At 47.0% G+C, this 26,514-nt stretch carries 31 protein-coding genes; 15 read left to right on the top strand and 16 right to left on the bottom strand.

Annotated features, from left to right (window positions below):
• Positions 1–100: 100 nt before the first annotated feature.
• The 4 genes from J7L64_02930 to J7L64_02945 form a co-directional block, all read right to left on the bottom strand.
• Positions 101–1,090: a metallophosphoesterase gene (locus J7L64_02930; protein ID MCD6451307.1), complete on the bottom strand. Its 990-nt coding sequence runs from the start codon at positions 1,088–1,090 to the stop codon at positions 101–103.
• 250 nt (positions 1,091–1,340) lie between these two features.
• Positions 1,341–2,627 (bottom strand): hydroxylamine reductase, encoded by a 1,287-nt coding sequence (gene hcp / locus J7L64_02935; GenBank protein MCD6451308.1) that lies wholly within the window; start codon positions 2,625–2,627, stop codon positions 1,341–1,343.
• A gap of 391 nt (positions 2,628–3,018) precedes the next feature.
• Positions 3,019–6,153: an N-6 DNA methylase gene (locus tag J7L64_02940; protein ID MCD6451309.1), complete on the bottom strand. Its 3,135-nt coding sequence runs from the start codon at positions 6,151–6,153 to the stop codon at positions 3,019–3,021.
• Positions 6,154–6,255: 102 nt separating this feature from the next.
• Positions 6,256–7,218 (bottom strand): threonine/serine dehydratase, encoded by a 963-nt coding sequence (locus tag J7L64_02945; GenBank protein ID MCD6451310.1) that lies wholly within the window; start codon positions 7,216–7,218, stop codon positions 6,256–6,258.
• Positions 7,219–7,365: 147 nt separating this feature from the next.
• Between J7L64_02945 and J7L64_02950 the strand changes: the two genes are divergently transcribed.
• On the top strand, positions 7,366–8,256 hold the full coding sequence (locus J7L64_02950) for a class I SAM-dependent methyltransferase (protein MCD6451311.1): 891 nt from the start codon (positions 7,366–7,368) through the stop codon (positions 8,254–8,256).
• A gap of 63 nt (positions 8,257–8,319) precedes the next feature.
• Here the strand turns inward: J7L64_02950 and J7L64_02955 are convergent, their stop codons facing one another.
• The 5 genes from J7L64_02955 to J7L64_02975 all read right to left on the bottom strand — a co-directional run bounded on the left by J7L64_02955 (position 8,320) and on the right by J7L64_02975 (position 12,996).
• Positions 8,320–9,009, bottom strand: a complete 690-nt coding sequence (locus tag J7L64_02955) for an anaerobic ribonucleoside-triphosphate reductase activating protein (GenBank protein MCD6451312.1) — start codon at positions 9,007–9,009, stop codon at positions 8,320–8,322.
• Between the two features lie 2 nt (positions 9,010–9,011).
• Positions 9,012–11,105 carry a ribonucleoside triphosphate reductase gene (locus tag J7L64_02960; protein MCD6451313.1) on the bottom strand — a complete coding sequence of 698 codons (2,094 nt, stop codon included), beginning with the start codon at positions 11,103–11,105 and terminating at the stop codon, positions 9,012–9,014.
• Between the two features lie 124 nt (positions 11,106–11,229).
• Positions 11,230–11,931 (bottom strand): class I SAM-dependent methyltransferase, encoded by a 702-nt coding sequence (locus J7L64_02965; protein ID MCD6451314.1) that lies wholly within the window; start codon positions 11,929–11,931, stop codon positions 11,230–11,232.
• Positions 11,928–12,434, bottom strand: a complete 507-nt coding sequence (locus J7L64_02970; GenBank protein MCD6451315.1) for a class I SAM-dependent methyltransferase — start codon at positions 12,432–12,434, stop codon at positions 11,928–11,930. Before J7L64_02970 ends, J7L64_02965 begins: the two co-directional genes overlap by 4 nt.
• 322 nt (positions 12,435–12,756) lie before the next feature.
• On the bottom strand, positions 12,757–12,996 hold the full coding sequence (locus J7L64_02975; GenBank protein ID MCD6451316.1) for a hypothetical protein: 240 nt from the start codon (positions 12,994–12,996) through the stop codon (positions 12,757–12,759).
• A 231-nt stretch (positions 12,997–13,227) separates the two neighbouring features.
• On the opposite strand from J7L64_02975, the gene J7L64_02980 reads away from it, so the two are divergent.
• The 9 genes from J7L64_02980 to J7L64_03020 all read left to right on the top strand — a co-directional run bounded on the left by J7L64_02980 (position 13,228) and on the right by J7L64_03020 (position 18,087).
• Positions 13,228–13,641, top strand: a complete 414-nt coding sequence (locus tag J7L64_02980; GenBank protein MCD6451317.1) for a transcriptional repressor — start codon at positions 13,228–13,230, stop codon at positions 13,639–13,641.
• A 66-nt stretch (positions 13,642–13,707) separates the two neighbouring features.
• On the top strand, positions 13,708–14,349 hold the full coding sequence (locus J7L64_02985) for a peroxiredoxin (protein MCD6451318.1): 642 nt from the start codon (positions 13,708–13,710) through the stop codon (positions 14,347–14,349).
• Positions 14,350–14,359: 10 nt separating this feature from the next.
• Complete coding sequence (locus J7L64_02990; GenBank protein ID MCD6451319.1) at positions 14,360–14,740, top strand: desulfoferrodoxin; 381 nt, start codon at positions 14,360–14,362, stop codon at positions 14,738–14,740.
• Positions 14,740–15,264, top strand: coding sequence for a ferritin (locus J7L64_02995; protein ID MCD6451320.1), 525 nt, complete (start codon positions 14,740–14,742; stop codon positions 15,262–15,264). Before J7L64_02990 ends, J7L64_02995 begins: the two co-directional genes overlap by 1 nt.
• A 9-nt stretch (positions 15,265–15,273) precedes the next feature.
• Positions 15,274–15,579 (top strand): hypothetical protein, encoded by a 306-nt coding sequence (locus J7L64_03000; protein MCD6451321.1) that lies wholly within the window; start codon positions 15,274–15,276, stop codon positions 15,577–15,579.
• Positions 15,580–15,705: 126 nt separating this feature from the next.
• Positions 15,706–16,911, top strand: coding sequence for a flavodoxin domain-containing protein (locus J7L64_03005; protein MCD6451322.1), 1,206 nt, complete (start codon positions 15,706–15,708; stop codon positions 16,909–16,911).
• Positions 16,908–17,384 carry a cupin domain-containing protein gene (locus J7L64_03010; protein MCD6451323.1) on the top strand — a complete coding sequence of 159 codons (477 nt, stop codon included), beginning with the start codon at positions 16,908–16,910 and terminating at the stop codon, positions 17,382–17,384. The genes J7L64_03005 and J7L64_03010 overlap by 4 nt, the downstream gene beginning before the upstream one ends.
• 11 nt (positions 17,385–17,395) lie before the next feature.
• Positions 17,396–17,905, top strand: coding sequence for a flavin reductase (locus J7L64_03015; protein MCD6451324.1), 510 nt, complete (start codon positions 17,396–17,398; stop codon positions 17,903–17,905).
• A 20-nt stretch (positions 17,906–17,925) separates the two neighbouring features.
• Positions 17,926–18,087, top strand: coding sequence for a rubredoxin (locus tag J7L64_03020; GenBank protein ID MCD6451325.1), 162 nt, complete (start codon positions 17,926–17,928; stop codon positions 18,085–18,087).
• 69 nt (positions 18,088–18,156) lie between these two features.
• Here J7L64_03020 and J7L64_03025 read toward each other — a convergent pair whose 3' ends face one another.
• Entirely contained in the window at positions 18,157–18,600 is a 444-nt protein-coding gene (locus tag J7L64_03025; GenBank protein MCD6451326.1) for an arsenate reductase ArsC, read from the bottom strand.
• 171 nt (positions 18,601–18,771) lie between these two features.
• Between J7L64_03025 and J7L64_03030 the strand changes: the two genes are divergently transcribed.
• The 4 genes from J7L64_03030 to J7L64_03045 all read left to right on the top strand — a co-directional run bounded on the left by J7L64_03030 (position 18,772) and on the right by J7L64_03045 (position 21,561).
• Positions 18,772–19,665 carry a class I SAM-dependent methyltransferase gene (locus J7L64_03030; protein MCD6451327.1) on the top strand — a complete coding sequence of 298 codons (894 nt, stop codon included), beginning with the start codon at positions 18,772–18,774 and terminating at the stop codon, positions 19,663–19,665.
• A gap of 118 nt (positions 19,666–19,783) precedes the next feature.
• The gene (locus J7L64_03035; protein ID MCD6451328.1) at positions 19,784–20,272 is read left to right on the top strand and encodes a ferritin; all 489 of its coding nucleotides are present in this window, start codon (positions 19,784–19,786) and stop codon (positions 20,270–20,272) included.
• 487 nt (positions 20,273–20,759) lie between these two features.
• Positions 20,760–21,098, top strand: a complete 339-nt coding sequence (locus J7L64_03040; protein ID MCD6451329.1) for a hypothetical protein — start codon at positions 20,760–20,762, stop codon at positions 21,096–21,098.
• Positions 21,099–21,369: 271 nt separating this feature from the next.
• The gene (locus J7L64_03045; protein ID MCD6451330.1) at positions 21,370–21,561 is read left to right on the top strand and encodes a hypothetical protein; all 192 of its coding nucleotides are present in this window, start codon (positions 21,370–21,372) and stop codon (positions 21,559–21,561) included.
• A gap of 67 nt (positions 21,562–21,628) precedes the next feature.
• On the opposite strand, the gene J7L64_03050 is transcribed toward J7L64_03045, so the two are convergent.
• The 3 genes from J7L64_03050 to J7L64_03060 form a co-directional block, all read right to left on the bottom strand.
• On the bottom strand, positions 21,629–22,075 hold the full coding sequence (locus J7L64_03050) for a DUF1284 domain-containing protein (GenBank protein ID MCD6451331.1): 447 nt from the start codon (positions 22,073–22,075) through the stop codon (positions 21,629–21,631).
• A gap of 4 nt (positions 22,076–22,079) precedes the next feature.
• Entirely contained in the window at positions 22,080–22,727 is a 648-nt protein-coding gene (locus tag J7L64_03055; GenBank protein ID MCD6451332.1) for a biotin transporter BioY, read from the bottom strand.
• Between the two features lie 91 nt (positions 22,728–22,818).
• Entirely contained in the window at positions 22,819–23,337 is a 519-nt protein-coding gene (locus J7L64_03060; GenBank protein MCD6451333.1) for a permease, read from the bottom strand.
• A gap of 191 nt (positions 23,338–23,528) precedes the next feature.
• On the opposite strand from J7L64_03060, the gene J7L64_03065 reads away from it, so the two are divergent.
• The gene (locus J7L64_03065; protein MCD6451334.1) at positions 23,529–23,678 is read left to right on the top strand and encodes a hypothetical protein; all 150 of its coding nucleotides are present in this window, start codon (positions 23,529–23,531) and stop codon (positions 23,676–23,678) included.
• Positions 23,679–23,685: 7 nt separating this feature from the next.
• On the opposite strand, the gene J7L64_03070 is transcribed toward J7L64_03065, so the two are convergent.
• The 3 genes from J7L64_03070 to J7L64_03080 form a co-directional block, all read right to left on the bottom strand.
• Positions 23,686–24,192, bottom strand: coding sequence for a class I SAM-dependent methyltransferase (locus J7L64_03070; GenBank protein MCD6451335.1), 507 nt, complete (start codon positions 24,190–24,192; stop codon positions 23,686–23,688).
• 32 nt (positions 24,193–24,224) lie between these two features.
• A complete protein-coding gene (locus tag J7L64_03075) occupies positions 24,225–24,473 on the bottom strand; it encodes a hypothetical protein (protein MCD6451336.1) in 249 nt (82 codons plus the stop codon).
• A gap of 127 nt (positions 24,474–24,600) precedes the next feature.
• Entirely contained in the window at positions 24,601–25,554 is a 954-nt protein-coding gene (locus tag J7L64_03080; GenBank protein MCD6451337.1) for an alpha/beta fold hydrolase, read from the bottom strand.
• Positions 25,555–26,514 lie beyond the last annotated feature (960 nt).

Genomic DNA, 26,514 nt, shown 5'->3' on the forward strand with positions numbered 1-26,514 from the left:
GCAGGGTTCATCCCTCTCCGTTATTTGGGTTGAGGATTAGCCACAAGGAATTTCTCTCTATTTCAGATCCTTTGTAGGGACGGGGCTTGTCCCCGTCCGTCTATCTCTTCCTCGTCATCCTTGAAAAGATCACCAGATAGGCTAAGACGAATATTGCGATTGATTGCCAGAAGTTTCTCCGGAGAGCGATGTAAGTTTTCATCCATACCGCATAGAGGAAGTTGCTCAAAGCCTCGTATCTTGGAGGAGAGATCCTCACCACCTGATAGTTGACCCCGTTCTCTCGCACCGTTACCCTTATATAGTGGTAGAAGTAATGTTTTGGATTGCGATCTTCCTCTAAAGGTGCCCCCGCACCTCCGGTTATGATGTAGGGCGTCTTTCCCCATACCCCTTTGTAATAGCCGTGAATATGGGAGGCGAAGAGCATCGTTATCTCGTATCTATCAAGGAGGGCGTTGAGCTTCTTTGCGAAGTTGAGGTCTTTAAGGCTATGTCCCCTTTGGTTCTCCCCCCTTCTCGGATCGTATAGGGGGACATGCATAAATACAAAGCGGTAGCGATAATCCTTGCTCTTTTCGAGCTCCTTCTTAAGCCAATCCATCTGCCAGGGGTCGATGTTCCTCCAATTAGCATTATCGAGGAGAATGAAGTAACTATCGCCGACAGTAAAGGAGTAGTAGAATCTTCCGAAGAGGTCATAATAGAGCCCCCTGCCGTTTTTCTTCAACTCGTGGTTGCCGATGACGATGAGCAAGGGAGTATTCATCTTTTTTATCTGATTTATGAATAGCCGGTAGCGCTCCTTTTCCCCGTTGTCAACGAGATCTCCGTTATGGACGGCAAAAAGGGCGTTTTCTTCGTCTACCTTCTTAAGTAGTTTTGGAAATAGTTCTACCGAACCGCGATTATCGCCGAATACGACGAAGGAGAACTCCCTTTTACTTTTATCTATCCTCTTGAGTTGATGGTAGTTCCACTGGCTTATCTTGGGGAAGGGGGAAAGTTCGGGGTAGATTTTGACCGTGGCGATAAGGGTGAAGAATATCATAGCGGAGATTACTAAAAGATATCTTGCTATGTTTCTCATTGCTCCTCTCCCCTGTTTTCTACCGAGATGCCTACGCCCTTCTCCCGGTTTCAACTTTTCCGAACCCAAAAAGCTCCTTATCGAAGGAGTTTACACCTCCTTTTCCCTCTCCGCAACCGCTTTGTTGGTGAGTTTATCTTGATATTGATGATAAGCGGTATTGGGGAAGGGGAGTCTTCGTCTTTGATCAATAAAAACTCAGGGAGATAACTCCCTGAGAAAATTGATTTTTGTTTTTAGGCGTCCTCTTTCAGCCGAGTATCTCCTTGATATCCTCCTCTGGGTCTCCTATCAATCGGAGGTCGTATCTCTCCTTGAGGACCTGTAGTATCTCGTCGTTCACCCAGGCAGGGATGATGGGTCCTAAATATATCCCCTTTATGTTGAGGGAGAGGAGGCTCCAGAGGATAGCCACCGCCTTCTGTTCCATCCAACTTATTACCAGGGTGAGGGGTAGCTCATTTACCCCTACCCCGAAAGCCTCGGCGAAGGCGAGTGCAATCTCGATGGCGACGATGGAATCGTTGCACTGCCCGAGGTCGATCAGTCTGGGGATACCCTCGATATCGCCTAAATCAAGGTCGTTGATCCGGAACTTTCCGCAGGCGAGGGTGAAGACAATCGTATCCCTCGGAAGCCTTTCCACGAACTCGCGGTAATAGGTGGCTTTCTTTAGCGGAGAGTCGCAGCCTCCAACGAGGAAGAAATGGCGGATTTTCCCTGCTTCCACTAATTGTTTTATCTTACCAGCGAGGGAGAGAATGGATGATTTGGAATATCCGGTGGTGAGAACCACCTCTCCGGCTTCTTCGGGGAGTTCGGGGAGGGCCTTAGCCATCTCGATAACCGGGGAATAGTCGTATCCTGCAATGTGTTTCACTCCGGGGAGCCTTGCCGGTCCGGTGGTGAACATCCGGTCCCGGTAGTCTTCCTTGGGTATCAGTACGCAGTTCGAAGTACCGAGAATGGCTACCGGATATTTCGAGAAGAGCTGTTTTTGATCGAACCAGGCTTTCCCTAAGTTTCCTACCAGGTGTTTGTATTTCTTGAGGCCAGGGTATCCATGGGCGGGGAGCATCTCCGAGTGGGTGTAGATGTTTATCCCCGTTCCCTCTGTTTGCTTTAGGAGTTCCCCAAGCGCCTTGAGGCCATGTCCGGTTACGATTATCCCCTTTCCCCTTACTGTTCCCGTTTGAACCTTGGTTGGCTCTGGATCACCGAAGGTCTCTATGTGCGCCTTTTTAAGGAGTTCCATCGTCTTTATATTCATCCTGCCCGCCTCGACGGCGAGCTCAACGAACGATTCTGCATCGAAGTTTACATTGGTGAAGGTGGCGTAGAACACTCGCTCTAAGAAAGCGTCTATTTCGGGGTCGCTATATCCCAACTCCCGGGCATGGTAGAGATAGGCTGCCATCCCTTTGGAAGCAAATATCAGGTTGTCCTGCAGGCGGGCGACCGTAGGTAGCTTCCCGCATACCCCCCTTATAGTGCAGCCAGTTCCCCAGGCAGTCTGGGAGCACTGGTAACAGAACATATTCAGTTTTTCCTTTTCCGCCATTTTTGATTCTCCTTAATAAAATATTATCATAGTTTTCAAAAACACAATGTGGACTCTTTTTCGTGGTGATGAGACTTATGTTAATGATTCACAAATCTCTTCTCATAGTTAAGGGAAACACCCACATCAGCGAAAACCGCCTCCCACATTGAGCTCATCGGAGATGATGAGGTAGCCTGCGTATAGCCCATCTACCGCGAGGTGAACCACGGTTCCCTATATATCGCAGAGGTATCCCCTTAGGGGCTACCCGCTATTACCTCGCCATCAAGGGGGATCTTTTCCCCCGGCTTCACCACTTTCAGGCTCTTCTCGATATCTGAAGTGCAAGAGGCACAATGAAGGTTTCTTAAGCGGTATTTTTTGGTCATCTGTTTTTGCTTATTTCTTGGAACTCGATTGTCTCCTTTTCTACCTCTTGATAGATGTTATCGATCGCCTGCTGGATTTCAATCGTCTTTTTAAGGGCGGTAATAATTTGACAGTAGAGTTTTATATCGTCAGCGGAGAGTCTTCGTCCCTTTCTATCCTTGAGCCATTTATAGGGGACCTGGTAGCCTCCTATCTGGTACCCCCAGACCTTCTCTTCCACCTCTTCGAAATACTGCGCTTTGTTGATATATACCCGGGCGGTCTTTTTATCGTAGGCTACCTTCTTCACCAGGTTATCGCCTTTGCCCTGGAACTTGGCGATCGGTGGGTCGAGTTCAGGCGATTTAAGGAGATGGAGGTCGACCAGTCTTTTGCCATAGTCCCCTATCTTTTTAAACAATTGATGATCGGCGGTGAAGGGGATTCGGGGGAAGTCGATCTTTAAGAACTCGGCGTAGTTGGTTCGATAGGTGTTGGAATAGAGGACCCCATAAATGTAGTAGAAAATCTCCTCCGGCGTTGGTTTTACCCCGTAGGTTTTAGCGAGGGCATCGAACAGCTTGGGGTTGATATTTGGTTCTTTCTTGCCTGATGGTACCATCTTCGTCAGCAGGTCTTTTTCGCCTGTGCTGGGGTAAAGGTAGAGGGGAGAAATATTAGAAATTGAGACGGCAGAAGTTATAGAATGGGCATCTATTATCGAATTTGCTACGAAAACAGGTTCTATCCCTGACTTATCCATTTGTCTTGCTGTAATCAGCCCCAGGTTTTCCTTGAGCATATGGCGCATAACATTTTTACGGGGACGCTCAATCATTTCATCGTGATAAAAGATCCATTGAATATCAAAGGGTCTATATAAAATCTTTGTTATAGAATCTTCCCACTTATCATCCTTTCTCACATTTTCTCGGACATCTTTGAGTATCCAGTTTGGTTTGTCCTTTAAGTTGAATGTCTGCCTAATAGATTCATCGGAGTTTTTTTTATCATCGCGAAACATCCTAAGGCGTCTTTTAAGTGTTTCTTTATTAAAATCAATTACAAATCTGTCTCTCCCGGTGACTATCCCCACACTATTTACCGGGAGGATTTCAGTTATTTTGGGATATTGGGCGTATTTTTCTAAAAGCCGTTCATCTCTCGGCTTGAAGAGGTAAAATTCTGATCTCGGCGATAAACTCTGCCAAGGGGTTGTCTTAATATCGTTTCCTGAAAGCCAGTTATATTTTTTCTCTCTTAATCCCCATATCTCCCAATGATAGACCTTATAACCCGTTTCCCCTTTCTTCTTTATAAAGAGGGCAATCGCCACCCCCTGCCTTATGTCAAACACATTCTCGTCCTTGGAGCCATCGGGGCATTTCTCCTTCTTTAGGCTATTGCCGTGGAGGTCGAGGAGATAGATTTCGTTAAAGCTATCCATCAACGACTGCCGCATCCCGCGGAAGGTGGGGTTGTCGAGGTAGCTATGATTGGTGATGAAGCCCAATATCCCCTCGCCATTCTGATCGATCTTCCACTGGGCAAAGCGGATGAACTTTACATAATCATCCTGTAGCCACTTAGGGTTCTTCTCGCCCAGAGGTTTCCCATCTACCTTGTAGTAGGTTTTGATCTTCTCAGATATCCACTCACTTACATTGGCGGAATGGCCCGAATAAGGGGGGTTGCCGAGCACCACCAAGATTGGCTGTTCTTTCTTCACCTTGCCTGCCAAATGTGATTCCTCAGCGAGGGAAGACATCCCGGGAAGGGAGCTTTTGGCGAGTTCTTCCATCTCCAGCGTATTGGTGAGATAGAGTTTAAACCTATCGTCCTCCTGCAGTCTATAGCCCAGCTCCTCAAGGAGAAACGACATCTTAAGGTGCCCTACTGCATAGGGTGCCATCATCAGCTCAAAGCCGTAGAAGTTCTTAAGGATGTGCTCTTTTATAAAGTTCTCTTTCCCTCCCTCGCCATATTTCGAGATGAACTCCTCTACTGCCAGCTTCGCTGCTTCCGCCAAGAAGGTAAGGGTTCCCGCTGCTGGGTCGAGCACGGTAACCGAACTGTCGGCAAAGCCATCCCGCTTGCCAAAACGCTCCTTGAGTATTAGATGAAGGGAGCGGACGATGTAGGAGACGACCGGCTCCGGGGTGTAATAGACGCCTCTTTTCTCTCTTGTCTCTGGATCGTAGTGAGCAAGGAAGGTCTCATAAAAATGGACTATCGGATCCTTCCCTTTCCCTTTGTGGAAATAATCATCCAATATTTTGTTTACATCGGCTACCGAAAGCACCTCGGAGATGTCATCTATAATCCATTCCATCTGCTTCGGCAGGTCTTCTAAAGAGATGAACCTGAATATCTCCCTTAATATACCGATGGTGTGAGGGATCATATCGTAGGCAAGCTTCCGATTGAACCCATTAGCTGACCGGGTACGGGCAGCGAAAAGCCCATAAGTGACGGTTTGGGAGTAGAGATCGGCAAAATCCTCCTTTTCGAGGGTGCCGATGAGATATTTCTTAAATGCCTCGTAAAATCCTAAAATGAAGCCTTTTTCCTTTCTTTCTTCTTCCCTCAGCTCCTCCTTTACCACTGCATCCCGGAGGAAGCGGGTTCTTTTTGCCAGTTCAATAGCAAGCGATTTCGCATCATATACCTTGGGCAGGGAAAAGGAGAAGAAGCTCTCGAGCAGGTTGAGAAATTCTTTTTCTTTCTCAAGTGGTGGGGTGGTTTTTAGTTCCTGAGCAATGAAGGGTCTTCCGATTGAGACGCTCTTCATCCTTTCTCCATTGCGGTATAGCCTGAACTCGAAGAAATCGGTCAATATTAGGTTGGGAAAGGTGTGGCGGTAGCGCTTAAGCTGTTCGCTTTCTTCTATGTGGTCCAGGTTCTCGCCAGGTTTTTTCGCCTCGATATAGCCTACGATGTGTTCCTTACCATCCCAGACTCGGAAATCCGGATTTCCTGCCTCCGTTTTTTTCGGGAGAACGGTGATCTTAATATTGTCCTTCTTACTGGATCTTGCGTATTCATTAAGCAAATCCTCCAGCGTTGAATAGTAGCTTTCTTCACGCGCGTCCCCTCGACTGGCTATGTCCCCTATCTTCTTAAGGTATGATTTAAGAACTTTTTTATTCATTCCCCAATCTAAACTCCATTATTGTTGCTCTTATCAAGACAAAATTAGTCTATCTAAGGAGGGCTCTTTCTGTCAAATTACTATTTATGTGGTATGAGAGAGCTATTCTCTGGCGGTTATTATCTCCTTTAACTTCTCGATGCCGATATTACTTCCGGAGATGATGAGAGCGATGTTTTGGTTTTTAAATCGCTTCCTCTCTTTGAGGAGGGCGGCAACAGGGAGGGCAGAAGCCCCCTCGATCACCTTATGATGTTTTTCTAAGATGAGATAGATCGCCTCCTTTATCTCCTCCTCGGTTAAGAGGAAGTAGTCATCGACATACTTCTTACAGAGATCGAAGGTTATCGCCCCGGGCTCGATGCCCCCAGCGGTTCCATCGGAGAGGGTTTCCTCGCTCTTCATCTCGGTGATCCTTCCCGCTTTGACCGATTCATACATCACCGGAGAGGCAAGCGGTTGGCAACCGAAGACCCTTATCTTTTTCTTTTCCTCCTTCAGGTATCCCCCTATTCCGGAGATGAGCCCACCACCGCCAACCGGGACGAGAACCGCATCCACTTCCGGAAGTTCCTCCAGAAGCTCAAACCCTATCGTCCCCTGACCGCCGATTATCTCCGGGTCGTTATAGGGAGGGATGAATATCATCCCCCTTTCCTCTGCCTCCTTCCGGGCATAGGCTTCGGTCTCGACGCAGTCAGTACCGTAAAATTTCACCGGGGCATCATAGTAGCTTAGAGCTTCGACCTTTGCCCTGGAGGCGTTTTCCGGAAGGAAGATGGTACCCTTGATACCGAGTTTCTTAAGGCTGTAGGCAACTGCCAAGCCATGATTTCCGCTTGAGGCGGTTACTATGCCCCGCTCCTTCTCCTCCTCGGATAGAGAAAGGAGCTTGTTCATCGCCCCCCTTATCTTGAAAGCACCGGTCAACTGCTCGTTCTCCAATTTGAGGTAGATGTTGGAATTGCATAGCTTGCTGAGATAGGGCGAGAACTCAAGCGGTGTTCTTCTGATGTGGGGTCTTATCCTTTTTTCTGCTTTTACGACCTTCTCTTTTACATCCATAGTTGCAACGCTTATTATACGAGGTTCTTCTTCAAATTCCAAGGGCTCTTTTGCCAAAAGGAGCGGATGGGTTCTGCAGTATCTCCTTGAAGGAGACTTACTTATCTGCTACCATCGCTATAGGATAATATAGCAGAGATCTTGATAATGAAGACAATTTTCCTTGATTCCTGTCCCGTCTGCTCGTCTGATTTCAGGCATTGGAAGACCAAAACCACTTCCTTTGGAGATTTCAATATTGTTCTTTGTAATGGCTGTGGTTTCGCTTTCGTTAATCCAAGACCTACCCTGGAGTACTTAAGGAGTTTCTATTCCAAGCGGGGACATGGAGATAGGGGGCATAGATCCCTTGCTGAGGTTTTGAGAAGCGAGGAGGAATATCCAAACTCAACAATCGATGCCAAGAGAATGATCAAAACGATCATAGATATTCTGGGGGCTGAACCCGCTAAAGGGCGCAGAAGATTTTTGGATGTTGGCTGTGGCTATGGTTTCTTTTCAAGGGAAGCACTGAGATTTGGATTTGAGGTTACCCCCCTTGAGTTCGCTACCACCGAAAGAGCAATTGCAGAAGAGATGACAGGGCTCAAGCCCTTGCCTACCTCATTTGAGGATTTCTCGGCTGAGAAGGAGAGCTACGATGTTGTCCTGATGAGCCAGATATTGGAACATGCTTGGGATGTTAATCTATGGGTTGAAAAAGCCTATCGCTTGCTCACTGGTGGTGGAGTGTTGGCGATAGCCCTGCCCAACTTTGCAAGTATCTTTCGCCTTATCCTTCAGGAGAAGGACCCGTACATCGCTCCTCCTTCTCATCTTAACTTCTTCACCCCTAAGAGCCTCTCCTTGCTTTTGGGTAAATATGGTTTCATGGTGCGCGAGATTCAATGGGTCTCAAGAATTAGTCCAAGATCGATAGCTAAGAGACTACCTCTGGGGAAGGGGTTAGCTAAATATCTACCCGTTAAGCCTATATTGAGGTTGCTCGATGTGTTTCATCTGGGGATGATGATAAATGTTTATGGGGTAAAAGGTTAGCTTGGAATTTATAGTTGGGGTGTGTTTCCATTTGGATTTAAAGGAGATATCAGGCATTTTCTTTCACCGGAGGATGCAGCCGACACCGTGTCTGCGGAGCTCCTCCCTCAGTAGTTCCATCTCAGCCATAGGGAAGGGAGATAGCTTTAAGGTCCCGTTTGCCAGGGTCTTTGATGGTACGAACCGTTGCAAGATGTAGTTTTTAACGCCCTTGATGGTCTTCCCTATATCCAAGATATCCTGTTTTGACAACAGTGGTTTGACTAAGGTGGTTCTGAATTCGTAGCTTACCCCTGAAGAGGCAATTATATCTATGCTCTTTCTTATTATCTCTCCATCTATCTCTCTTTCTACCACTTCCCGATACCGGCTGAGGGGAGCTTTGATATCCATTGCTATGTAGTCAACAAGTCCTTCGCCTATTATCTGCTCTAAAACCTCTGGGTTGCTTCCGTTGGTATCAAGCTTTACCAGATATCCCATACTCTTTATCCTGCGAATAAACTCCGTGAGGTCCTCTTGTAAGGTAGGCTCTCCCCCAGTTATTGAGATAGCATCGATCTTCCCCTTTCGCTTTTCTAAAAAGGAAAATACGGCTTCTTCTGCGATCGGCTGTTCGAAGAATCTTGGGTCAACGAGCTCGGGGTTATGGCAGTAAGGACATCTGAAGTTACAGCCCTGAGTGAATACAATAGCGGATATCTTGGTTGGGTACTCTATTAACGAGAATCTTTGAAAACCGCCGATATGCACGGCTACCCCTTTATGTTAAAAGCTTTTCTCAGTTTGAATTCTTCCTTCTTACCTTCATTCCATTGGTTTATTGGACGGAGATAGCCCACGACGCGGGAGTAAACCTCGCATCGTGCTTCACACTTGGGACATCTTTCTTGTTCCCCCGGGAGATAGCCGTGGGCAGGGCAAATGCTGAAAGTCGGGGTGATGGTGAAGTAAGGTAGATGATAATTCTCACATATCTTTCGCACCAGGATCTTTACACTTTCGGGGTCCTTGATTTGCTCTCCAATGTAGATGTGTAGGACGGTACCGCCGGTATATTTTCTTTGGATCTCATCCTGCAGGTCAAGCACCTCGAAGATGTCGTCGGTGTAGTTTACCGGGAGCTGGGTGGAGTTGGTGTAGAAAGGCTCCGCTCCCTTCCTCCACTCCTCCTCGTTGGCGCATATTATCCGGGGGTATTTCTCCTTATCTATTTTCGCCAGCCTGTATGATGTTCCCTCAGCTGGGGTTGCCTCGATGTTGTAATTGTTACCTGTCTCCTCCTGGAAGGAGAGGAGCTTTTCCCGCATAAAATCGAGGACCTTTATGGCGAATCTTCTTCCTTCCTCTTTTCCAATATTCACCCCCAGTAGGTTGAGACAGGCTTCGTTCATCCCGATTAGCCCAATGGTGGAGAAGTGGTTCTTCCAGTATTCCCCGAACCTCTTTTTCACATTGCGGAGATAGAATCTCGCATAAGGATAAAGCTCCTTCTCCGTGAGTTTCTCTAAAACCTTTCTTTTTATCTCCAGGCTCCCCTTGGCAAGTATCATCAATCTTTCTAAGCGTTTCATAAACTCGCTTTCGTCCTTCGAGAGGTACCCCAACCGTGCCATATTTATGGTGACCACACCTATCGAGCCGGTTAATGGATTGGCTCCAAATAACCCACCGCCTCTCTTCTCCAGTTTTCTAAGGTCTAATCTGAGACGACAACACATTGAGCGTGCATCTTCAGGAGACATATCGGAATTTATGAAATTGGAGAAATAAGGTATTCCATATTTAGCAGTGACCTGCCATAGGGTCTTCAAATTAGGATCATCCCAGTCAAAGTCGTGGGTGATGTTATAAGTTGGGATGGGGAAGGTGAAGACCCTGCCCTTGGCGTCCCCCTCTGAGAGCACTTCGAGGAAGGCACGGTTCAAGATGTTCATTTCCTCTTGGAAGTCCCCATAGGTTGCCCTCTTTAATTCCCCGCCTATCACCACAGGTGAGTCGGCGTACATCTTGGGGACCTTTAGGTCCATAGTAATGTTTGTAAACGGTGTTTGGAACCCCACTCGTGTGGGTACATTTATGTTGAAGATAAACTCCTGCAAAGCCTGTTTCACCTCGGGATAGGACAGGTTATCGTATCGAATAAAGGGAGCGAGGAAGGTATCGAAATGGGAGAAAGCCTGTGCGCCAGCAGCTTCGCCTTGCAAGGTATAAAAGAAATTTACGATTTGCCCAAGAGCACTTCGTAGATGTTTAGCTGGTTTGCTTTCCACTTTACCCGCTGCGCCTTTAAAGCCCTGGAGTAGCAGGTCATTGAGATCCCAGCCGACGCAGTAGGTGGAAAGCATATTTAAATCATGGATGTGAAAGTCACCTTCGAGGTGAGCTTCCCTTATTTCCGGAGGGTATATCTTGTTCAACCAGTAAATCTTGCTTATCTCCGAGGAGATGTAATTGTTCAACCCCTGAAGGGAGTAAGCCATATTGCTATTTTCGTTTACCTGCCAGTCCAGCTTCTCTAAGTATAGATCGATCAAGTCCACTCCTGCCTTGGAGACAATTTCCCTTATCTTCGCGTGTTGATCGCGGTAGATTATGTAAGCCTTTGCTGTTTTCTTGTAGGGGGATGAGAGGAGGATTTCCTCAACGATATCCTGGATCTCCTCTACCGTGGGGATCCTGTGAGTGATTATCTGCTGGGCTAAGTTTAGGACCCTAAGGGTGAGCTTTTTAGCGATCTCTTCACCGAACTCCCCGGTCGCCTCGCCCGCTTTTTTTATTGCGGTAGTGATCTTTTGAGCATCGAATTCAACTACTCGTCCATCTCTCTTCTTTATTTTTGTAAACATGTTTCTTTCTCCTGAATCACAGCATCTGCCTTTATGATATCTTTCCCCATTTACCAAGTCAACCAGGTAAGGTTCAAAATGGGCCTAAAAATTTGGCTTTCAAGTAAGAAGATGGTTTGTTATTTTATAACTTACAGAGAGATAGTATAACCCGTTTCAGCGCCCATTCCGGGTCTTTCTTCCCGGGGAACTCCTTAAGTTGAACGATTATAAGCCCCATCCTGCCAATTAAATCTTTCCATTCAGCTACGGTAAGCACCTTCGATTCTGCCTCGCCTTTGTACTTCCCTTTGAGACTTAAGAAAAGGGTGATAAGGAACGAGAAAATTCTTCCCCCAAGGGTTCTCCATTTTTCTGGGGCAGCAATATCAGCGATAACGATCTTTCCTTCCGGTTTTAAGACCCTTTTGAATTCGGTTAAAGCCTTTTCCACTTCCATATGCCGGATGGCAAAGGTGGAGGTTATCAGATCGTAGCACTCATCTTCAAATGGTATATCCTCTCCCTTGGCTTTCACGATGAGAATTATATCTCTGAGCCCTTCCTTTTCGATGTTTGACTTCGCTCTCTCGAGCATCTCGCCCGAAGGCTCGATTGCCAGTATCCTAAAGTTCCCTGAAAGAGCCCTGGCAAGGAAGATGCTGGTTAACCCGGTTCCGGCGCCTACATCCAATATCTTCATCCCTGGTTTTAAGGCGCAAATTTCTATGAAAGATGTCATAAATTCATAGTAGTCAACCTCTGCCTTTTCAAACAGCTTTACTTTGTCATAGTTATAGCTTTCCGCCCATATCTTATACTGTTTGCTTACTTTTTTCTCTTTCATCTGTACTTTTCTTGTGGTTTTTTAGCGAGGAAATATCCCATAATATCCCGGTAATCCTCTTTGAGGTTTATAAACCCAGCCCTATTCAAGAGATTGAGGCAGTTTCTCCTTGAGAGGAACTTCCAAGCCATTCCAGGGGATAATATAAGGGTTAATGGAGTCCGTAGTGGTTCCATTAGCAAGAATTTACCTCCTGGTTTGAGCACCCTGAGGATCTCGGATAGGGCTTTGGGCCTCTTTTTATTACTTGAGAAAGAAAGCAACGAACCTCCGGCGGTTACTACATCGAAAGAATTGTTCAAGAAGGGGATATTAAGCACATTACCGGTCTTGAATTCCACCTTATCCTTTACCGCCTCGATTTCTGCATTTTGGTAAGCCTGTCTGGGCGAGATACCTTTTATATCAAGCTTATCCCAGATATCGATACCGACTACCCTCCCCTCCGTAAGGAGTTTGGCTACCCCGACGGTTACCTTTCCTAAACCACAGCCTGCGTCCAAGACATATTCATCGCCGCAGAAGGAGGGATAAAGTTCAGTTAATCTTCTCTCCCCTTACCGCGCTTCCCGGACAAATAAGCCTCATCCTGCACCTGGTACAACCCTTTTTCCTGCCGATCGGTCCGTTATAAAACGATAATAAGAGAAGAAGCGATAATACCACCACTTTTGAGGTGGTGAATCTTTGAAATATTGAGAAGACGGTCAAAATGAGGGGAACAGCCATTAAAAGTCCATAGACAGCCGGGGCAAGTTTCAGTCCGACGCTTTCGTTGAACCCTTCAATATCGCCCCGGCTAAAGAAAAGAGCGGATAGTTTCCCTCAACCGATGGAGCACCATTTATCGTAGTAGTAACAATTGGTGCAGACCAGTCTTCGGAGCACGATGCCGACCGTCACGATGGCGAAGGAGAGGTAGATCCAGCCGAGAATGGGATGTATGAAACGACAGGCGATGGTACCCAAGGCGATCAGCAGGATGAAAAGGACATTGTTGAAGACTATCTCCCCCTTGGGATACTTCTCCAGCCCTTGCTCATAAAGTTTAATTTTGGGGCTCATAAATTGTCCTCCTTAAATGTTAAGTTCCGTTTTATATTTTTTATAGTATAGAACAAATCTACTTTTAACTCAAACCCCTTGGTTTCGGTTCTGCAGCCGACTCTCATTGCTATTCATTGCGAACACATTTTTTTAATGTATCTTTTTTTCTAAAACTTTCGAAAAAGCTTGACAAAGGGGATATCCGGCATTATATTTGATAATGATTATTATTTTCAAAAGGAGGAAGGATTGGGAGAAAAAGAAGAGTTTAGGGTGACAAGACAGCGAAGAGTTATTCTTGAGGAGCTTAGGAAGATGAAAACTCACCCCACCGCGGATGAGGTTTACGAGGTGGTGAGAAAGAAGCTTCCCCGCATCAGTTTAGCTACTGTGTATCGGAATCTCGAGATGCTCGCCAAGGAGGGAATTATAAAGAAGCTCGAGATGGGAGGTGGTCCCAAGAGGTTCGATGGTGATATTAAGCCCCATCATCATATCTGCTGTATCCGCTGTGGTCGGGTGGACGATATTTATGTTGACATACCGTTTCCCATTACGGATAATGTTCGTAAGGCAACTCCTTACAAGATAATCGGCTACAGATTTGAACTCGTTGGCTTGTGCCCTAAGTGCCTGAAGGAAGGGAAAGGCTCGAAGGAATAATCTTCTTCGTGGTTTGTTAATTACATTTTTAAAAAACAGAGAAAGGGAGGTTTGGTTATGGGAGAGATGGAGAAAAAGATGCCGCTTATTGGGGATAAGTTCCCCAGGCTTGAGGTACAAACGACCCAGGGGGCTCTCACCCTTCCCGATGCCTTTGCCGGTAAATGGTTCATTCTGTTCAGCCACCCGGCTGATTTCACCCCGGTATGCACCACCGAGTTTGTCGCTTTCCAGAAGAGGTATGACGAGTTCAAGAAATTGGATTGCGAGTTAATTGGTCTGAGCGTGGACCAGGTGTTCTCCCATATTAAATGGGTTGAGTGGATCAGGGACAAGCTCGATGTCGAGATCAAGTTCCCCATCATATCGGATACGGGAAAGGTCTCTTCCCTTCTCGGACTTATCCATCCGGGGAAGGGGACGAACACAGTACGAGCGGTCTTCATCGTCGATCCCAAAGCGGTGATAAGAGCTATCCTCTACTATCCGCAGGAGCTTGGGCGGAATATGGATGAGATACTGCGGATGGTGAAAGGCTTCCAGATATCGGATAAACATAAGGTCGCTATCCCGGCGAACTGGCCCAACAACGAACTGGTGAAGGACGAGGTTATCGTACCACCTCCGCTCGATGAGAAGACGGCGAAGGAAAGGACTAAGAAGTACACCTGCTTCGATTGGTGGTTCTGCCACAAAAAGTTAACATAAGGAGGAAGTAATGACCAAGAGGTTTCAGATTCATAAATGTGAGGTCTGCGGGAACATCGTAGAGGTGCTCCACCCGGGAAAAGGGCAGCTTGTCTGCTGTGGCCAGCCGATGAAGCTCTTCGAGGAACAGACGGAGGAGCAGGGTTATGAAAAGCATGTTCCCGTAATTGAGAAAACCGAAAAGGGGCTTAAGGTAAAGGTGGGGAGCATTCCTCACCCGATGGAGGAAAAGCACCATATCGAGTGGGTTCAGCTGATCGCCGATGATAGGTCCTACCGCAAGTTCTTGACCCCGGGCGATGCCCCCGAGGCTATCTTCGAGATCGAGACGGAGAAGGTCTCCGCTCGGGAGTTCTGCAACATCCACGGGTTATGGAAGGGAGGTTCTTGATGATCGGGAAGAGGATGGAGCGTGCGTTTAACGAGCAGATAAAGAATGAACTTGAATCCGCTTACCTCTATTTCTCGATGGCTGCTTATTTCCATTCACTCGGCTTGGATGGGATGGCGAACTGGATGAGAGCGCAGACCATAGAGGAGATCGTTCATGCGATGAAGTTCTTCAATCACATCAATGAGCGCGGTGGCAGGGTGGAGCTTCCCGCCCTTTCAAAGCCAAAGAAGGAGTGGGCATCTCCTCTTGAGGCGTTCAAGGATGCTTACGAACACGAGAAGTTTATCACCTCTACCATAAACGAGCTGGTCGAGCTTGCCGAAAAGGAAAAGGATTATCCGGCGAAAGCCCTTCTTCAATGGTTCGTTACCGAGCAGGTGGAGGAGGAGGATTCCACCTTGAAGGTGGTGCAGATGCTTGAGCGAATCGGCGATTCCGGAAATGGCCTTTTGATGCTCGACAGGGAATTGGGAAAGAGAAAGGCAACCCTCTCCTCGGATACCGCAGGGGAGGGACAATGAGAACCCTATTTGGATGGGGAGGGAGCGGAGAGGATCATTCAGCTCGGTGGTACCCCTATCATCAATCCCAAAAATTGGTTTAAACTCTCCAATTGTGGCTACGAGGCACCGGTTGATCCCTCGGTGGTGGCGATCTTAAAGCAGAATGTGAAGGGTGAGCAGTGCGCCATCGAGGTATATAACAAGCTCCTCAAGCTGGTAAAGGACAAGGATCCAGTTACCTACCATATGGTATTGAAGATCCTCTCCGATGAGGTGGAGCACGAGGAGGACCTCCAGGCGATCCTTGAGGACATCGAGATAGCGAAGAAATAACTGAAAAGAGGAGATTTAAAGAAAGGCGGCAACAGGTCTTGACATCGGTTGAGGATAAGAGGAGAGAAGCCTGTTGTCGCCTGGATTTCATCAGGAAGATTAGTAAGAAAACCTTGAGGTGTAGGGATGAGTGAAGTTTTTAAAGCGGTTGAGATAAGCGAGAATGTCTATTGGGTAGGGGCGATCGATTGGGCGATCCGCGACTTTCATGGTTACTCCACTAAAAGAGGAACCACCTACAATGCCTACCTCATTCTCGCCGACAAGGTGACCCTGATCGATACGGTGAAGGCTCCGTTTAAGGATGAGCTCATCGCCCGTATCGCCTCGGTCATTGAGCCAGAAAAGATAGACTATATAGTTTCCAATCACTCAGAGATGGACCATTCCGGGGCACTCCCCGAGGTAATAGAGCTGGCAAAGCCGGAGAAGGTATTCACCTCTGCGATGGGGGTGAAGACCCTCGCCGAGCATTTCCATTCTCAAGAGAGGCTAGTTCCGGTTAAAGATGGGGAAAGCATCAGTTTGGGCAATATGAAGCTCACCTTTATCGAGACCAAGATGCTTCATTGGCCCGAGAGTATGTTCAGCTACCTGGCTGATGAGGGGATCCTCTTCTCTCAGGATGCCTTCGGGATGCACCTTGCCACCAGCGAACGGTTTGCCGATGAGGTACCAAGCGACATTCTGGAGTTCGAAGGGGCGAAGTATTTCGCCAACATCCTTCTTCCTTTCTCCTCATTTGTGTTGAAGCTTCTTGAACGGGTGACGAAACTCGCTCTTGGCATAAAGATGATAGCGCCGGACCATGGACCGATCTGGCGGAAGGATATCGGGCGGATACTCGACTTATATGGGATATGGGCAAACCAGAAACCGACGATGAAGGCGGTGATCGCCTACGATACGATGTGGGGTAGCACTGCTCTTATGGCACGGGCTATCGGTGAGGGGATTGCTTCCTCTGGTGGAAGCATCAAATTGATGCCTCTTCGTTCCTCTCACCGGAGCGATGTCGCCACCGAGATACTTTCTGCTGGTGCCCTGGTGGTAGGTTCGCCTACTATAAACAACAATATGTTCCCTACGGTGGCGGATCTCCTCTGTTACCTTAAGGGGCTTAAGCCTCAAAATTTGGTGGGGGCTTCTTTTGGCTCGTATGGCTGGAGTGGTGAAGCGGTGAGACAGGTCGAGGATATCCTTAAGGCGATGAAGGTGGAGGTGGTGGGCGAGGGCATCAAGGTGAAGTATGTCCCGGATAGAGATGCCCTCAAGGAGTGCAGATCCTTTGGAGCCTTGATCGGCAAGAGGATAAAGGAGAAGGTGGGATGAAAAGATGGCGTTGTACCGTATGTGGCTACATCCATCAGGGGGAAGAGCCACCGGATAAGTGCCCCAACTGCGGTGCCCCGCGGGAAAAATTCGTGGAGGTGTCCCCCGATTTTGCGAAGCTACATATGCATTACGGAGAGAAGGTCTCTTATGGGGATGAGGTGGATGTAAATCCCTTCTTCGGGGATTACCAGGCTATCGCCCCTTACATCTACAATCTTCCGGTGGGAAAGAGGGTTCCCCTCCACAAGCATCCTACTACCGATGAGCTCTTCTTCGTTCTTAAGGGAAGGATCAAGTTCAGGGTGGGAGATAAGGAGATAGTAGCGGTAAAGGGTGATCTTGTTCAGGGGAGGATGGATATCCCCCATTCCTTTGAGAACATCGGGGATGAACCCGCGTTCTTCCTCTCGGTCAAGGGACCAAAGCCGGTGGACCTGGTAATGCTCGAGGATACAAAGGAGGGGAAGTGATGGAGAATGAGCTGGATCTTAAAGCCTTATGGAGCATAAGCTATGGACTATATGTAGTTACCTCCCATAGTGATGGTAAGCTGAACGGACAGATAGCGAATACCGTGTTTCAGGTTACTGCCGAGCCCGCTCGTCTTGCGGTGAGTATCAACAAGGAAAACCTGACCCACGAATACATTGCAAAAAGTGGCGCCTTTGCGGTATCCATCCTTGATGAGGATACTCCGGTGGAATTCATCGGGCTTTTCGGCTTCAAGTCGGGAAAGGAGGTGGATAAGCTCGCCCAAGTGACCTTTAAGAAGGGGGCTACTGGCTGCCCCTTGGTGACCGATAACGCACTCTCTATCTTAGAGGCGAAGGTGATAGATAAGCTTGATATGGGCAGTCATACCATATTTGTGGGTGAACTTGTCTCTGCTGAGGTGTTGAGGAAAGGAAAACCCCTTACCTATGCCTTCTACCACGAGAAGAAGAGAGGCAAGAGCCCGAAGAAGGCGCCAACCTATAGGGGGAATCAATAAATAAAGAAAAGAGGGAAAAGATGAAGAAGTATATTTGCGATGTATGTGGCTATGTTTACGATCCTGCGGAAGGGGATCCCGATAATAACATAGCCCCAGGGACCCCATTTGAGGATCTCCCCGATGATTGGGTCTGTCCCATTTGTGGTGCGGGGAAGGATGAATTTTCGCCTGAGGAGTAGGCGGCAGATCCATTTTTCCCTGCTGAAGGGCTTGACTTTGATTAAGACCAAGCCCTCTTACTTATAGCTTTAAAGGCAAAGCTCGGCAAGTATCTCAGGCAGCTTCTCTACAAATTTCCTTATCTCGTCCCGGACCCGGCGGTAATGAAAGAGTGCTTCCTCTTCGTCCTTGAGAGAAGAGACAAGTTCAGGAGGATCATCGAAGTAGATATGACATAGTTTGACCCCACCCGGGAAGAGGGGGCAATTCTCCTCCGCTTCACTGCAGACGGTGATCACATAGTCGAACCCGATGTTTTTAACCTCATCTATAGGTTTCGATCTTTGGTGGGAGATATCCACCCCTGCCTCAGCCATTACCTTGACTGCAAGGGGATCAAGCCTGTGAGGAGTTATTCCTGCGGAATAAGGTTCTATCTCATCACCCTTGAGGTGACGCGTCCACCCCTCCGCCATCTGAGAACGGCAGGAATTCTTACCGCATAGGAATAGGATTTTGAGCGTCCCATACAGACTAACATAGAGGGTAATTTGTCTCAAGGTTCAACGATCTGAGATAAAAACGAAATAAAGTGGAGGGCCCTTCCTTGGGTAGAGGTGAAGCGTTGGTTTTCTCTCCACATTGAGTATAATAAAAAAAGTTCGTGTTTTGCATTCAATGATCAAGGTTAAAGGAAAGGTTGTATGTCACCAGGAAGCAGGGATTATGTAGTCTGTAACCTATGTGGTGCTGACGAGGGGAGGTTGCTCTTTCATCTTAGGGAGCTCCCTGATGGACGGAGAGAGGGGATTGTCCGTTGTGAAAGGTGTGGTCTTGTTTATCGGAATATTAGGGAGTCAACTGCCGTTATCCGTCAGCGTTATGAACAGGAGTATCAGCCAGAGGATCTCTCGGCGAGTAGGAGAGCGCTTTTTCGGCACTACATAAAATTGTTAGATAATTTCCGAAGGCTAAACCGCCTATTGGATATCGGCGCCGGGCACGGCTTTTTTCTCAGGCTCTGTACCGAACGCTCGTGGGAGTGTTATGGAGTGGAGATCTCGAAGGAGGCGGTGACTTTCGCCAAGGAAAAGTTCAATTTAGAGATATTTGAGGGCTCTCTTGAGGAGGCTCATTATCCCGATGATTTCTTCGATGTGGTCACTTTATGGAATGTCCTTGATCACTTGCCAGACCCAAAAGCCACATTGGTTGAGGTTCACCGGGTGTTGAGGCCCGGTGGCGGTCTTTTTCTTCGTTTTCCTAATGGAGCCTTCCAAATCGCCTGCCATAAATTCTTTTCCTTCCTCGGCGGTGTATGGGAGAGATTCGGTTCTTTCGACCCCTCTGTTTTTCATCTTTACTCCTTTGATAGGAGATCGATAGAGCGCCTTCTTAAGGAAACGGGATTTGTCAAAATTGCGGTGTCGAATTCGGTGTTATCTCTGAACGATCCTTCGGAAGGGAAGTTTAGCTTCAGGAAGAGGGTTTTTGCTCAACTGGTATATGGTTTTTCCAATCTGGTTGCTTTACTTAGTTGGGGGAGGTGGCTGATCGGTCCTTCTCTGTTCGTGAGCGCGGAAAAACCTGGCGGTTAACAAAATAGGATATTTCCTTGTTGCTTTCCCTCTTCTATTTCAGCTACAATGAATTAGAGTAAGAAGACGGATTTTTTCTTTGTCTTTCATCCCTCTTAAAGATTAAGGAGGTAGCAAGATGGGAACCAAGGGAAGAGAGATAATAGGGGTCAATGTGGACAAGTTGATAGAGCTTCTGAACAAGGCGCTTGCTGATGAGTGGCTTGCCTATTATCAATATTGGATTGGAGCGAAGGTAGTAGTAGGTCCTATGCGGGGAGCGGTGGTTGCCGAGCTTGAGGAGCATGCCGGGGATGAGCTTAAACACGCGGGGATGCTCGTTGATAGGATCATCAAGCTTGGGGGGACGCCGATCCTTAAGCCGGAGGATTGGTATAAGATGACCAATTGTGGCTATGAAGCTCCTGCGGATCCTTCGGTGAGGAAGGTTTTAGAGCAGAATGTGAAGGGTGAGCAGTGTGCCATTGAGGTTTATTCTAAACTGCTCGATATGGTTAAGGATAAGGATCCTATCACCTATAATATGGTTCTTGATATCCTTGAGGATGAGATAGAGCACGAGGAGGACCTCGAGGCTCTTTTAGAGGATATGAGGCAGATGAGATAAGACTGATTTGAGAATACGACTTGAACCCACCCTTCCCGATGGGTTCAAGATTTTTTGGTAGCTCAATTACTGTTATCGATCTGCTTGAGGAATATAGCCTCACCAAGGATGAAGACCGACTTCTCTTAGTTTTTTCGTGAACTTCGCATTTTTGCTACCCTTACATTCACTATGGCGTTTATGTTTGACAAATGACTTTTTTCTTCGGTATTATCAATTTGAAATTGGGGGTTTTTGAATTTATCAAGGAGAGCCACTGGTACCGAATACTTATCTGGAGGTAATTCCTCTTTAAGTTTCCGACGCTTGCCTGCCCAGATTAAAAGAAGGAAACTTGTTATCCTTCCACCTCACTGGATCATCACCATCTTAGAGAGCTCCTCGTGCTAACTTATCTGGCTCCTCAATTTTAGGTGCTTCAGTGTTATCCGGAATGGTTTATCTTTTGTAACCAATAAATGTCTAACGATTTAGGGAGGGTGGTACTATGAAGCTATTTGTAGGAGGGATCATTTTAGTAAGCATCGCTGTTCTCAGCCTGATAGGGAACTTTGCCGTGGAGCCGGTGACCAATGATCCTGGAGGAGCTATCCTTGGTTTCCTTATGTTTGCTGGCGGTGGTTCATTGATGATCTACTTCGGGAAAAAGGGAATGAATATCAGAAAGAGGGTCCTCGAGTTTGCCTTTGCGATGTTGCGGAAGGAGGAAGCCATCGATGCTGGCGAGATTTCGGGGAGACTTGGTCTCTCTGAGATCAAGGTAAGGGATATTCTGAGGAAGGAGCAGCTCAAAGGGGTGATACCCTTCAAGGCTGAGATAAAGTAACTCATTAACAAAAAGAAATAGTCCTCTTTTTCAAAAGGGTGTACCCTTTATTTTTGCCCGGTAATTGAGGAGGAGAGGCATCTGGTCTTTTCCTTTGCCTACCGATATATGCGCAGAGTTTTATACTCGCTGGACCTCGAAGTAGAGAAGCGCGTGGTCGGAGTACTTTTTGATTTTATCGGTTGTAACTCCCTCTTTTTATTTGTCGTAATTTATCCCTTGACAATGTGATTCCCTCTCTGGTATTCCTTTAGCAAAAGGAGGGGTTCAAATGGCTAAAAGATCAAGTGGCGGGCTTATCGTAGCCCATATCTTTTTTGTCGTTGGTTGCTATGTCATTACCTGGGGGATAAAGGGCTCGGCAAGCTTTAAGGCAGTCCTCACAGATCCGCTTTTCTGGGGCTTGATTGCCCTCCTCGGGGGCTTCTGTACTATCGCTGTATGGCGGAGGGGAGCGAAGTAGCAGGATCAATAAATATTATTCTCTGCCTCCTCTAAACAAAGGACGGTGTACTGTTTTTTCTTCCTTATTAGAGGAGCTTCTCCTTGGGAGGAGGGAGGGAGTTTTTATCCTCCGAGGTATTTTTCTGGGAGAGAAACCAGAGACATTTTTCTCTCCACCCGCACTTTCCGCATATACGCTCGATATCGGAGCTGTTTTTCAACCTTTCATTGGCAAGATGAAAGATATCTTCAACTTTAACCCTCACCCCTGCCTTTAACCCTAACCGCCTTAAGATATATCCATCTGTCCCCCTTGTCCTCTCATCAGAGTCTGGATTCCGCCTGCATATTCCCTTCTCTTGGTGAGGGCAAGAAGAACAGATAACATCACATTTATCGATTATCTCTATTTCCAAATGGGGGGAGGAATTTATCTCCTTCACCACTTGAGCCATAGTACCTACGAAATCCCGGCTATATCCATATCCTTGGAACCCCTGAAGGCATAAGAGGTGATGGGCTCGGATGCGCATATTATCAGTATTTCCGATGGAGGTATTTCGACCTATCCACCTCCCCGTTATACGAAGCCTTGGGAAGAATAGAGGTACTAACAGCGGCAGCTATAACTGCTTTCACCAGATCGACGAGGATGAAGGGTATCACCCCTTTAACCAGTGCCTCTAAGAAACCAGCTTTTATAGCAAGTGCCAGAACAGTTGCCCCAAAGAGATAAATGATCCCCACCCCAAGCATCATATACTTCAGCTGAGAGAGGAAGCTACGAGCGGAGATATATCTATCTATATATCGCCCGACTATCAGGGGAGCGATGATAAAACCGATGAAATACCCTCCCGTAGGAGAGATGAAGGTGGCTAAGGAGCCCGATGCCCCCCCGGCGAACCAGGGCATTCCAGCTATCCCCAAACCCACATAGATCATCTGACTGATCGAACCAAACAGTCCGCCACAGATTACCCCACTTAGGAGGACGCCTAAAACCTGACCGGTGATGGGCACCGGGGTAAAGGGTAAGGGGATGTAGATCCGGGCTAAAAGTCCGGTTAAGCAAGCCATCCCAAATGCGAGTATGAGCTTATTTGCCGCGGTTAAGCTATAACGCCATTTAAAAAACAGGTATCTTGCCCTTAGATATCTTTCGATTACTGCTACTTCCTGCATCGTCTCCTCCTTCTTTCACTACCAAAAATCGAGTTTATAATACCCCGGAGGTTTTCAAATTTGAACTCCTAAAAGTTTGAAAGCCTCCTATTCATTTGAGGCCGGTGGAGAGAGCCTCCGCTATCAATCCAGCGATTGGAGGAAAAAAGAAGGTGCTCGCAAGACGGATCAGGGTGAACCTCCAACCTAATATTCCCACTTCCATCGGTAGGCGACTAACTGCCCACAACGACCATCCGGTGAGGAAGGCAACCATAGTTCCTATGCTTGCGCCAGAACGGAGGAAGACAACCACGGTAGGAAGACTGACATAGGGTCCCCCCGGGGTTAGCGCCCCAGCAATGGTGCCGATCAGTATCCCCCTGATGCCTGCCTCCGCCCCTATCCACTGTGAAAGGAGCTCTCGCGGGAGAAGGACCTGCACCATACCAGCCACTATGAAGGCGAGGATAAGTAGGGGAAGGATCTCCACCGTCATATTAAAAGCGAGCCTCATCCCAACAATGTGCTTCCCTTCCCCTTTGTAATACCCTACGAGGAGAAGAACCAAAGCGAGTATCGCCATTATGATCGTTGGAAGAAACATATTGCTATTCCTCCGTTTCTTCATCTTATTTTGTCCTTCCACGGTCTGCCACACAGAGTAGTTTTCCAAACTCGAACTTATTTTCCTTCCTCCAAACAGTATATCAGAGATAAAGGGAGAAAAACACATTCCCTTCCGGTGGTCGGAGTAATCCCGAAAGCCCTTCTTATGTACGGCGTTATGGCTCTCCTACCATCCTGGTCAACGAAGAGGATGTGGCGGGAGTCGAGCCTTCTGAAGGGGGCTCCTGTTGTCGGATATACACTACCTCTTCCGGGGAGATACGAGGTGTCCCTCCGGTGGAGATGATCGCTTATGCTCTCTCTTCCGCCAACCAATTAGGCTCTGGTTCCGATTCCAGCTAAAGAAGAGTTATTCTGTTTTCCGTTTTACTTTCGAGAAGCTATAGGTCCTTTCGCCCTTTTTTGATAGCTGGAATAATCCTCCGCTCGTCAGCTGGGACAATATCTCTTTCTCCCTCATATGGTGATCGCTGAAGGAAAGGATGCCGTTAGGCTTCAATACCCGGTATAGCTCAGCGAGTAGTTCAGTTGGGTTATCTATCTCGTGGAAGGTGTCGTAGAGGAGGATGACATCGATGCTTTCGTCCGGCAAACCCGTTTTGCAATCGGAATGGATGGTCTCAACATTGGTAAGCCCTTTCTTCTCGATGATCCTTTGAACCCTCTCAATTGCTAACGGGTTGATGTCAAGGGCATAGACCTTACCCTTCTCCCCTACCAATCTTGAGGTGGGGATGATATAGCTTCCCGGTCCTACTCCATAATCGAGCACGCTAAAGCCGGGCTCGATCCCCACCTCTTCCAAGATCTTCATTCTCGGTAGGAGGAGGTCGCGCAGCTTGAACGAAAGCGCCATAAGTTTAAAACTAAGAGCCGATCCCTGCTTTTTCATCCTTCTCTGACACACCGGCAGAATCCGTGGTAGTTAGCGCAAATCCCACCCATCAAAGAGAACAAGCCCCAAAAGAGAGGAAGGCCAAAGATATGAGATATGGTAGGTTTTGCATAAGGTAGAAGGTATATTCCCCAGGTAATGAGGAAGCATCCGAGGATGATGCAGGTATGGCCAAAGACGAGGAGAGCTGTCCTTCCCCCTCTAAACCCTAAATAGATGAGTGCTACCCCAATGGATAGCATTACTATTCCTCCGGGGCTTCCTTTCGAGAGATTGATCATCCCGAAAACCGCCAGAACAATCCCCAATATCAAACCAACTAATCCCTTAAGCTTCATGTTGTCCTCCTTAGATTTGATTCTTACTCGTTTACCGCATATATTTGAACGATTTTTTTGACAAAATGGTTTTAACCTTTGGTTTTTGAAATAGACGGAGAAGTTGGGATTTCCCTATAATCGTGAGACTCATATTTACCGTATGTATCCCATGGCCCCCTTCTTTCAGGATCACCTTCTTTTTATTACCGCATTTCCAGTTCTTGAATATCTCTTCGCTTCCGCTATGGTCTATAATCTCGTCTTGTGCTCCGTAGATCAAAAGGAGCGGTTTTTTGATGAGTTTGGCATTTTCCGCTGATTTATCCATAATTTTTCTCGCGCCTGTGAGGTATCTCATACTGAACTTCTTGACGATAAGGGGATCTTTAGCTCGCGCTATAGCCTCTTTTCTATCTTCGGGATGCCTTATCTTCCTCGGGTCTCCTTTCATATCCACGGTAAGGGCGGATGGGCGGAAGATGTAGTTGAAGGCATAATAGATGTAGGTCCAGAAGGATGGTCCAGATCGCTTTGAATAGCGATAGGCAGGATTTATTAGGATGACGCCGGCGATCTCTCTCCCCAGGTCTGCTCCAAGCTGGATGGCTATAGCACCCCCCAGGCTGTGCCCGAACAAAAATAAAGGCTTTTTCGGGTGTTTTTCCTCAAGTTTTTTGACGAAGTCCCTGAAGTCTTTTAGGAGTAGATCAAAGTCCGAAATATCCCCTCTTTTGCCTTCGGAGTATCCCGTACCCCGGGGATGGAGGATATAGAGGGCGAAACCTTCTCCTGAGAGTAACTCACCCAATTTATTGTAATCTCCCTCTCTTATTCCGCCGATGCCCGGGGTGATCATTACTATCCCGCGGATCTCCTTCTTGAGAACAAACTCTTTGTAATAGAGCCTTAATCCGTCTCTTGAGAGGAAGTAGTGAGGATCCCTCTCTTTCGGCGAGAATGGAGGCTTAACCATTAACTGACTGAAGGACCAAGCAAAAAGCATTAGGCTTATAAGAGAGATTGGTCTTCCCCTTCTATTCTCAGGCGTCATGTTTAATTAAAAATTTTATCCTCGGTCGCATTGCTTTTATTTTGCGAAATTCTTTTAATATTACTTAACGGTATGTGGTAATGGCAAGCCAAAGTTCAGATTAAAAACTCCTCCCCTGATTTATTGAACTTACACATATACTAAGGAACCATAAAGCAGAAAGTAGCGAGACGGACTACGATCGCTGACCGTAAATTGTGAACCGAATTATTACAGAGGGAAAAGAAAGACTTTTGGGGGATATTTTAGTATTTGAAGGTTCCATTTTTGGTAGAAAGGTGGATGGGGTGATGTATAACTATAAATCTAGAGGCTTGGAGATTAGATTGACTTTTTGCTTTTCTCTGCCTTATGTGGTATAAATTTTGGCAGTTAGAAAGGTGATCCTCGAGGGGACTGTAGAATATTTGGGAAAAGGGAAGTTTACTTTTGATAAGATGGCAAGGAAGGCAAAATCTCCGCCGTGAAAATTGCTAATCAATGCAGATTTAGAAAAGATGAAATAGATGAATGGTGGAAGAAAGTAGGAAATAAAGAAGCTCTTATTAACAAAGGAAAATAATTTCTTCTCTCCTTGTTATTTTACTTCATTTTAAAGCCGAAAGTTTGAGGGCTGGGAACTTTTTGGTATTTATGAAGATGCTGGCTTCTCCTTATTATTTGGTATAACGTTCTGTGGCTATGCGAAGTTGTCCGAAGCTGCTCCCTGCACCTGTCGAAAGGCAGCGTGGGGCAATTTGGGTGAGGGCAGTACTCACCCGAACCGCATAGCCGCTGTTAGATGAATTGTGCACTTGGTTCATATATCAACCAAGCATTAAATGTGCTATCCCCAGAAAAATGCCCGTTCCGATTATATCGGCTAAAGTTGTTATAAGAGGAGTACTCGCTGTTGCAGGGTCTTTCTTGAAC

The sequence above is a fragment of the Acidobacteriota bacterium genome (genome assembly GCA_021161905.1).
In the GTDB taxonomy this organism is placed as follows: Bacteria; Acidobacteriota; B3-B38; order Guanabaribacteriales; family JAGGZT01; genus JAGGZT01.

What these genes read in the sequence shown, in the direction of transcription:
- J7L64_02945 (MCD6451310.1), bottom strand. Translation starts at nt 7,218, where the DNA reads ATGGATGTAAAAGAGAAGGTCGTAAAAGCAGAAAAAAGGATAAGACCC.
- J7L64_03080 (MCD6451337.1), bottom strand. Translation starts at nt 25,554, where the DNA reads ATGCTTTTTGCTTGGTCCTTCAGTCAGTTAATGGTTAAGCCTCCATTC.
- J7L64_03045 (MCD6451330.1), top strand. Translation starts at nt 21,370, where the DNA reads ATGGCTAAAAGATCAAGTGGCGGGCTTATCGTAGCCCATATCTTTTTT.
- J7L64_03070 (MCD6451335.1), bottom strand. Translation starts at nt 24,192, where the DNA reads ATGGCGCTTTCGTTCAAGCTGCGCGACCTCCTCCTACCGAGAATGAAG.
- hcp (MCD6451308.1), bottom strand. Translation starts at nt 2,627, where the DNA reads ATGTTCTGTTACCAGTGCTCCCAGACTGCCTGGGGAACTGGCTGCACT.
- J7L64_02930 (MCD6451307.1), bottom strand. Translation starts at nt 1,090, where the DNA reads ATGAGAAACATAGCAAGATATCTTTTAGTAATCTCCGCTATGATATTC.
- J7L64_03050 (MCD6451331.1), bottom strand. Translation starts at nt 22,075, where the DNA reads ATGCGCATCCGAGCCCATCACCTCTTATGCCTTCAGGGGTTCCAAGGA.
- J7L64_02975 (MCD6451316.1), bottom strand. Translation starts at nt 12,996, where the DNA reads ATGAGCCCCAAAATTAAACTTTATGAGCAAGGGCTGGAGAAGTATCCC.
- J7L64_02985 (MCD6451318.1), top strand. Translation starts at nt 13,708, where the DNA reads ATGGAGAAAAAGATGCCGCTTATTGGGGATAAGTTCCCCAGGCTTGAG.
- J7L64_03010 (MCD6451323.1), top strand. Translation starts at nt 16,908, where the DNA reads ATGAAAAGATGGCGTTGTACCGTATGTGGCTACATCCATCAGGGGGAA.
- J7L64_03005 (MCD6451322.1), top strand. Translation starts at nt 15,706, where the DNA reads ATGAGTGAAGTTTTTAAAGCGGTTGAGATAAGCGAGAATGTCTATTGG.
- J7L64_03035 (MCD6451328.1), top strand. Translation starts at nt 19,784, where the DNA reads ATGGGAACCAAGGGAAGAGAGATAATAGGGGTCAATGTGGACAAGTTG.
- J7L64_02995 (MCD6451320.1), top strand. Translation starts at nt 14,740, where the DNA reads ATGATCGGGAAGAGGATGGAGCGTGCGTTTAACGAGCAGATAAAGAAT.
- J7L64_02960 (MCD6451313.1), bottom strand. Translation starts at nt 11,105, where the DNA reads ATGTTTACAAAAATAAAGAAGAGAGATGGACGAGTAGTTGAATTCGAT.
- J7L64_03075 (MCD6451336.1), bottom strand. Translation starts at nt 24,473, where the DNA reads ATGCTATCCATTGGGGTAGCACTCATCTATTTAGGGTTTAGAGGGGGA.
- J7L64_03030 (MCD6451327.1), top strand. Translation starts at nt 18,772, where the DNA reads ATGTCACCAGGAAGCAGGGATTATGTAGTCTGTAACCTATGTGGTGCT.
- J7L64_02940 (MCD6451309.1), bottom strand. Translation starts at nt 6,153, where the DNA reads ATGAATAAAAAAGTTCTTAAATCATACCTTAAGAAGATAGGGGACATA.
- J7L64_03055 (MCD6451332.1), bottom strand. Translation starts at nt 22,727, where the DNA reads ATGCAGGAAGTAGCAGTAATCGAAAGATATCTAAGGGCAAGATACCTG.
- J7L64_02965 (MCD6451314.1), bottom strand. Translation starts at nt 11,931, where the DNA reads ATGAAAGAGAAAAAAGTAAGCAAACAGTATAAGATATGGGCGGAAAGC.
- J7L64_03020 (MCD6451325.1), top strand. Translation starts at nt 17,926, where the DNA reads ATGAAGAAGTATATTTGCGATGTATGTGGCTATGTTTACGATCCTGCG.
- J7L64_03060 (MCD6451333.1), bottom strand. Translation starts at nt 23,337, where the DNA reads ATGAAGAAACGGAGGAATAGCAATATGTTTCTTCCAACGATCATAATG.
- J7L64_03040 (MCD6451329.1), top strand. Translation starts at nt 20,760, where the DNA reads ATGAAGCTATTTGTAGGAGGGATCATTTTAGTAAGCATCGCTGTTCTC.
- J7L64_02950 (MCD6451311.1), top strand. Translation starts at nt 7,366, where the DNA reads ATGAAGACAATTTTCCTTGATTCCTGTCCCGTCTGCTCGTCTGATTTC.
- J7L64_02990 (MCD6451319.1), top strand. Translation starts at nt 14,360, where the DNA reads ATGACCAAGAGGTTTCAGATTCATAAATGTGAGGTCTGCGGGAACATC.